The 6,119-nt window shown below is 69.2% G+C and carries 7 protein-coding genes; 4 read left to right on the top strand and 3 right to left on the bottom strand.

The window, feature by feature from the left end; translation table 11 throughout:
- The 3 genes from U1T56_RS08565 to U1T56_RS08555 form a co-directional block, all read right to left on the bottom strand.
- The coding region (locus tag U1T56_RS08565; protein ID WP_418159034.1) for an ATP-binding cassette domain-containing protein at window positions 1-194 on the bottom strand (194 nt) is incomplete at its 3' end.
- Between the two features lie 21 nt (window positions 195-215).
- Window positions 216-1,040, bottom strand: a complete 825-nt coding sequence (locus U1T56_RS08560; protein ID WP_418159033.1) for a TIM barrel protein — start codon at window positions 1,038-1,040, stop codon at window positions 216-218.
- Between the two features lie 99 nt (window positions 1,041-1,139).
- Entirely contained in the window at window positions 1,140-2,069 is a 930-nt protein-coding gene (locus tag U1T56_RS08555; RefSeq protein ID WP_418159032.1) for a sugar ABC transporter substrate-binding protein, read from the bottom strand.
- A gap of 353 nt (window positions 2,070-2,422) precedes the next feature.
- Here U1T56_RS08555 and U1T56_RS08550 point away from each other — a divergent pair, with 353 nt between their 5' ends.
- From U1T56_RS08550 to U1T56_RS08535, 4 genes are all read left to right on the top strand, one after another.
- Window positions 2,423-3,439: a LacI family DNA-binding transcriptional regulator gene (locus tag U1T56_RS08550; RefSeq protein ID WP_418159031.1), complete on the top strand. Its 1,017-nt coding sequence runs from the start codon at window positions 2,423-2,425 to the stop codon at window positions 3,437-3,439.
- A gap of 404 nt (window positions 3,440-3,843) precedes the next feature.
- Window positions 3,844-5,268, top strand: coding sequence for a bifunctional enoyl-CoA hydratase/phosphate acetyltransferase (locus tag U1T56_RS08545; RefSeq protein WP_418159030.1), 1,425 nt, complete (start codon window positions 3,844-3,846; stop codon window positions 5,266-5,268).
- Between the two features lie 65 nt (window positions 5,269-5,333).
- A complete protein-coding gene (locus U1T56_RS08540; protein WP_418159029.1) occupies window positions 5,334-5,783 on the top strand; it encodes a hypothetical protein in 450 nt (149 codons plus the stop codon).
- Between the two features lie 25 nt (window positions 5,784-5,808).
- Complete coding sequence (locus tag U1T56_RS08535) at window positions 5,809-6,069, top strand: hypothetical protein (protein WP_418159028.1); 261 nt, start codon at window positions 5,809-5,811, stop codon at window positions 6,067-6,069.
- The last annotated feature ends 50 nt before the right edge of the window (window positions 6,070-6,119 follow it).

Genomic DNA, 6,119 nt, shown 5'->3' with positions numbered 1-6,119 from the left:
ATCAGCGTCGACTTGCCGGCGCCGTTCTCGCCCATGAGGGCGTGGACGGTGCCGGGGCGGATCTCGAGCTGAACCCCGTCCAGCGCCACCACCCCGGGATAGCGCTTGGTGATCCCCTCCGCCTCGAGATAGGAGGCCGGCAGCGGTGTCCCCGCCGGGCGGCTCGCCTCGGTGCTGGCGGTGGCGCTGGGCATGACGATATCCCTCTTACGGCTTCAGCGCTCGAGCCCTTGCGCGACGAACGCCATGCTGCTGCGCAGCGCGCCGGCCTGGTCGCTCAGCCGGTGCACCTGCTCGGAGAACGGCTCGAACGAGAACGGGCCCTGGTAGCCCTGCTGCAGCAGGGTGCGGATCTGGCCGACATTGTCCATGAGGTCCGCGGGCCCGATCAGGACACGGTGCGCGTCCTTGATCGCCGCCTTCGGCAGCGTGCTGTCCTCCACGCCCGAGATGTGCACGAGCCCGGTACGCTCGGGGAAGAACTCGCGCTCATCGGCGAGGTAGTGGTGGAAGGTGTCATGGACGAGCTCGAACACCGACGCACCACCCACCTCGTCGATGGCAGCGACGGCGACGCGCTTGAGTCGCAGGGCGCTCTCGGGAAACCCGAGCGGCTCGACCAGGCCGGTGAGCCCATGCTTCTGCAGGATCGGCATCAGACCGGTCAGCGCCTCGCGCAAGCCTCGGGCACGCTGCTCGGCGCTGCGCTTGTCCTCGGTCGAGTTGAGCGGGCAGAGCACGAGCCCGCGTGCGCCGCAGGCGGCGGCGTAGGCGGCGAGCTCCTCGGCCTTCGCAGCACGCTCGGCGTTCCAGACGTCGAACGGATAAAGCGCGTTGATCGAGAGGATCTCGACGCCGCGCGCTTCGGCCTGCCTGCGGATCTCGGCGGCCGGCGTGCCGTCCTGGATCTCGACCCCGGGAAGGTCGTTGCGGATCTCGACGGAGCGCACGCCGAGCTCCTGCGTCAGGTCGAGGAACTGCGCGAATCGCAGCTGCGGGGAGGTGATGTGGTTGAGCGCGAACCGCAGGGGCTGGCTCATCGGCTTCTCCTGATCGCTTCGTTCAGCACCGGCGGGAGACTCGCCGTGCAAGGGCGGCAAGCCGGTGGCGCCCGGCGGAGCCGGCCGACATCGGCTGGTTCAGCGGTCGAGATAGCTCTTGTAGTTCTCGGGGGTGACCTTCTCGTAGGGCACCATGACGTAGGTATCGACCTTCCCGCCCTCGACGAGCTTCAGCGCCGCATCGACCGCCGCTCTGCCTTGGCCCTTGGCATCCTGGAACACCGTGGCGTCGAGGTTGCCCTTCTGCATCTGGTCGAGCGCGTCCTTGGTGGCGTCGATGCCGCCCACACAGACCTTGTCCATGGACACACCGGCCTGCTGCAGGGCGATGATGGCCCCGATCGCCATCTCGTCGTTGTTGGCCACCACGGCATCGATCTTCTGGCCGCTCGAGAGCCAGTTGTTCATGAGATCGATCGCCTGATTGCGCTGGTAGTTGGCCGTCTGCTCGGCCACCACCTTGATGTCCGGGTACTTGGCGATGATCTCCTTGTTGCCGGCCGTCCGCTCCTGGGTCGCGTTGCTCGCGAGCTCGCCCAGCATGATGGCGACGTTGCCCTTGCCGCCCATGCACTTGGCGATCTCTTCCATCTCCATGCGACCGGAGACGGTGTGGTCGGAGACCACCACCACGACCTTCTCGGGCAGCTTCTTCTGGTCCGGGCCACGATTGACGTAGACCAGCGGGATGCCGGCAGCCGAGACCATCTTGGTGATCTGGCTGGTCGCCGCCGTGTCGGCCGGGTTGACGATGATGGCGTCGACGCCCTGGGCGATGAAGTTCTGCACCTGATTGATCTGGCGACCGATGTCGGTCTGGGCGTCCTCGAACTGGATCTGGACGTCGCCCTTCGCCTGAGCTTCGGCGGCGATGGCCTGGCGCAGCGTGGTGAGGAAGTTGTCGTCGAAGCTCGCCATCGTCACGCCGATGCTGGTGGCGGCCGTGGCCGAGCCGGCCATCATGGCGATACCGATCGCGGCGACGCCGCTCATGAGCAAGCGCTTCATCCAGCTACCCCCTGATCTGTTGGAGAGAACCTTCGCTCCAATGGTTGCCGCGAGAATAGACTGGATGGACCGTGTTTCGAACAGCCATGCTGATGTGATTCCATCATCGTCGACGGATCCGTGACCGGCTCAGTGGATCACGGACCCGGGCAGGTTCATCCGCGCGATCCCGATGCCGGCCCGAAGGGCCCGCTTCCGGCCGACCCGGCCCGATCCGCTGGGCTCTGCCGGTCGTGGTCGGCTATCGTAGGCGTGCAGCGCCACCGATGGCGAGAAAGCCGGCATGAGCACACGACGGCGCTGCTGCGAGCCGTGTGCTCGGTTCGTGCCGGGAAGGCCGTGGGGGAGCGACGATGCCGAATGGCCGGAACAAGGCAGGGCTTCAGGACGTGGCGCGGCTGGCCGGGGTCGGCATCGCCACCGTCGATCGCGTGCTGAACGAGCGCGGCAACGTCTCGCCGGCGACCGCGCGCCGGGTCATCGAGGCCGCCCGTCAGCTCGATCTCAAGCGCGTCCTGCCGCGCCCCTACGTCCGCCGGATCCGGATCGAGGCACTCCTGGCGAAGCCCGATCCTCCCTTCCTGCTCCGCCTCACCCGGGGCTTCAACACGATCGCGGCGACGCTCGACCGCGCGGTGATCCTCCAGCGCACCATCCTGGCCGACGCCGAGCCCGCGGCGGTCGCCGCCCGGCTGCGTGGCTCGATGGCCGATGCCGTCATCCTCTACGGCGAGGATCACCCCGATGTCGCGGCCGCCGTCGACGAGCTTGCTGCCTCCGGCCGCCCCGTCGTCAGCATGGTGACGGACCTGGCGCGCGCGCGGGGCCGGCTCGCCTATGTCGGAATCGACAATGTGAAGGCGGGCCGCACGGCCGGCTTTCTCGCCGCCCGCCTCTCCCGCCGGCAGGGTCCGGTCCTCGTCCTGACCAACAGCACCGGCTTTCGCGCCCATCTCGATCGCATCGAGGGCTTCCGCACCGGCCTCGCGCGTGAGGCGCCCGAGATGCCGATAGCGGCCGTGCTCGAGAGCCACGACGAGGACGACCGCGCCGCGCGCCTGGTCAAGAAGGCGCTCGCCGACCATCCGGGCGTGGTGGCGCTCTACAACACGGGAGGAGCGGTCGCCGCGGTGGCTGCGGTGCTGCGGCGCTGGAGGCAGCCGGGCGAGCTCGTCTATATCGGCCACGAGCTGTCGCCCGAGAACGCCGAGCTCCTGCGCGAGGGCGTGCTGACCATCGCGATCGACCAGGCCTTCGAGCTCCAGGCGCGCCGTGCGGTCGAGATCCTGCTGCACCGCCTAGGCTGCCTCGACTGGCCTCCCGCAGCGGCCGAGGTGCCATTCACCTTGCACACACGAGAGAACGCCTGAGGGCATCCGTCTCTGCCGAGGACCGCCGCGCGGAAACCCGAGGAGGCCGAGGCCCGCAGCCCTTCGGCTGTGGCTGGCCGAGCCGCCGGCAGCAGCCTGCTGCGGCTTTCTCGTTTCCGGCCCGAACCTTCCGACAGAGCAAGGGGCCGTCGGCCATCGGATCGGCAACGACTCTTTAGAGGAGCCTGGTGCATGCAGGGTCGGGTGCGTGCCGTGGTTCAACTTATGAGCGACAGTGCGCCGCAGTTTTTTCTATTTATCTGTCGGGCTCGGCTGGATTGTGCGATGCAACAGGGCGGAGCGAGGCAGGCGCCGCGCCGGCATCGGCCCCGCTCGGAACTGCGTGGGACAACGACAGGTGCCGGGTCACGGCGCCCGACGCCTCAAGACGAAAGGCAGGCCGCATGAGCCGCCCCGTGATCGAGAACCGGACCTACGACGAGCTCGTGATCGGCGATCGGGTCGCGATCCGGCACACCGTGAGCCAGAACGATGTCGAGCTGTTCGCCCATCTCTCCGGCGACGTGAATCCCGCCCATCTCGACGAGGCTTATGCCGCCTCGACCCGCTTCGGCAAGCGCATCGCGCACGGCATGCTCTCGGGCGGGCTGATCTCGACCGTGCTCGGCACGCGCCTGCCGGGACCGGGCACGATCCATCTCGGCCAGAGTCTCCGCTTCACCGCGCCCGTCATGATCGGCGACACGGTCGTGGTGACGCTCACGGTCAAGGAGAAGCGCGAGCGCCGCGTCGTCCTGTTCGACTGCACGGTCGCGAAGACGGATGGCACTGTCGTCGTGACCGGCGAGGCCGAGGTGATGGCGCCCAAGGACAAGGTGCGCCGCGAGCCGGTCGAGCTGCCCCAGGTCATCCTGCGCCGCAGCCACGGCGTGCACGAGGGCTTCGTCGCGCGCGCCCAGGCCGGCAGCCGGATCCCCACTGCCGTGGCGCATCCTTGCGACGAGACCTCGCTTCGGGGTGCCTTGGAAGCGCGCGATGCCGGCATCATCGAGCCGGTTCTCGTCGGCCCGGTCGAGAAGATCGAGACCCTGGCCCACCGGCTCGGCCTCGATCTCGCAGGCTGCCGCCTCGTCGAAGCGCCGCACAGCCACGCCGCCGCGGCCAGGGCCGTGGAGCTCGCCCGCCGTGGCGCCGTCCAGCTCCTCATGAAGGGCAGCCTGCACTCGGACGAGCTCCTGCACGAGGTGACGGCGCGCGAGACCGGCCTCAGGACGGGCCGGCGCATCAGCCACGTCTTCCTCATGGACGTCCCCTCCTACCCGAAGCCGCTGTTCGTCACCGATGCGGCCGTCAACATCGTGCCGGACCTCGAGACCAAGGCCGACATCGTCCAGAACGCGATCGACCTGTTCCGCGGCCTCGGGCTCGGCACGCCCAAGGTGGCGATCCTCTCGGCGGTGGAGACCGTCACCCCCAAGATCCCGACCACGCTCGAGGCGGCGGCGCTCTGCAAGATGGCCGAGCGCGGCCAGATCACGGGCGGGCTCCTCGACGGGCCCTTGGCGCTCGACAACGCCATCTCGCTCGAGGCGGCGCGGATCAAGCACATCGAGGGCCCGGTCGCGGGTCAGGCCGACATCCTGCTGGTACCCGACCTCGAGGCGGGCAACATGCTCGCCAAGAATCTCTCCTTCCTCGCCGGCGCGGAGGCGGCGGGTATCGTGCTGGGTGCTGCCGTCCCGATCGTTCTGACCAGCCGGGCCGACACGGTGCGCACCCGCCTCGCCTCGGCGGCGGTGGCGGCCCTCTACGCTGCGGTGATCGCAGCGGAACCCGGGGCGGCTCCCGCCACGCTCAAGGCCGCCTGACGAGGCTTCCCGAGAAGGGCGGCTCCCCGAGGGCAGCCCTCTTCTCCAGCCGATCGAGGCTGAAGATGCGCACCGAAACCGAGATCCCGCCCGAGACACCGTTCACCGCGCAGGAGCTGCGCGAGCGGACCGAGCGCCGGCGGCGCGAGCTGATCCGGATCGCCCGACAGAACGGGAATGGCCCTGCCGAGGACGATCAGCGCCGGCGGCGGTTCCTGAACCGCCGCCTCGCTGGTCAGGACATCGAGCGGTTCGTGCAGCTGGTCGAGAACGCCATCGCCCTCGGCCGCAGCGAATGCCAGGTGCTGCGGTTTCCGAGCGCCTGGACGACCGACCGTGGCCGGGCGATCAACTGCTTCGAGCCCGACTGGCACGAGACCCTCGTGGGCTTCGCCGCCGAGGTGCACGCCTATTATGTCCGCTGCCTGGCCCCCAAGGGCTTTTCCATCCGCGCCCAGATCGTCACCTGGCCCGAGGGGCTGCCGGGCGAGGTGGGCGTGTTCATCGGCTGGTGATCCGGCCCGACAAGGCATCCATGCCATGTCCGACTCCATCCTCGTCCTCCATGCCGGCTCGCCGTGTGTCAAGTTCCAGCTCTTCACTGCCGGCGCGGACGAGGCGCTCGTGTTCGCGGCCGGCATCGGCGAGCACAGCGCCCCCATCCGGGCGCGCGTCTGCAACCGTCTGCTCCGACTCGGCCTCGAGATCGACCACGACGCCAACGCGAGGGGCGAGCGGCGCATCGGCTCGCCCATGCCAGGGTCGCCGCCTACGTCGTACCGACCGACGAGGAGCGCATGATCGCCCGCCACTGCCAGGACCTCCTGCACCGCCGGCAGCGCCTGCCGGCG

This window comes from Benzoatithermus flavus, from assembly GCF_037908215.1.
In the GTDB taxonomy this organism is placed as follows: domain Bacteria; phylum Pseudomonadota; class Alphaproteobacteria; order Geminicoccales; family Geminicoccaceae; genus Benzoatithermus; species Benzoatithermus flavus.
This window is presented reverse-complemented; position numbering and strand designations above follow the sequence as displayed.

Excerpts from the sequence above, each read along its gene's own strand:
- U1T56_RS08545 (WP_418159030.1), top strand. The coding sequence starts at position 3,844 with ATGAGCCGCCCCGTGATCGAGAACCGGACCTACGACGAGCTCGTGATC.
- U1T56_RS08535 (WP_418159028.1), top strand. The coding sequence starts at position 5,809 with ATGTCCGACTCCATCCTCGTCCTCCATGCCGGCTCGCCGTGTGTCAAG.
- U1T56_RS08555 (WP_418159032.1), bottom strand. The coding sequence starts at position 2,069 with ATGAAGCGCTTGCTCATGAGCGGCGTCGCCGCGATCGGTATCGCCATG.
- U1T56_RS08540 (WP_418159029.1), top strand. The coding sequence starts at position 5,334 with ATGCGCACCGAAACCGAGATCCCGCCCGAGACACCGTTCACCGCGCAG.
- U1T56_RS08550 (WP_418159031.1), top strand. The coding sequence starts at position 2,423 with ATGCCGAATGGCCGGAACAAGGCAGGGCTTCAGGACGTGGCGCGGCTG.
- U1T56_RS08560 (WP_418159033.1), bottom strand. The coding sequence starts at position 1,040 with ATGAGCCAGCCCCTGCGGTTCGCGCTCAACCACATCACCTCCCCGCAG.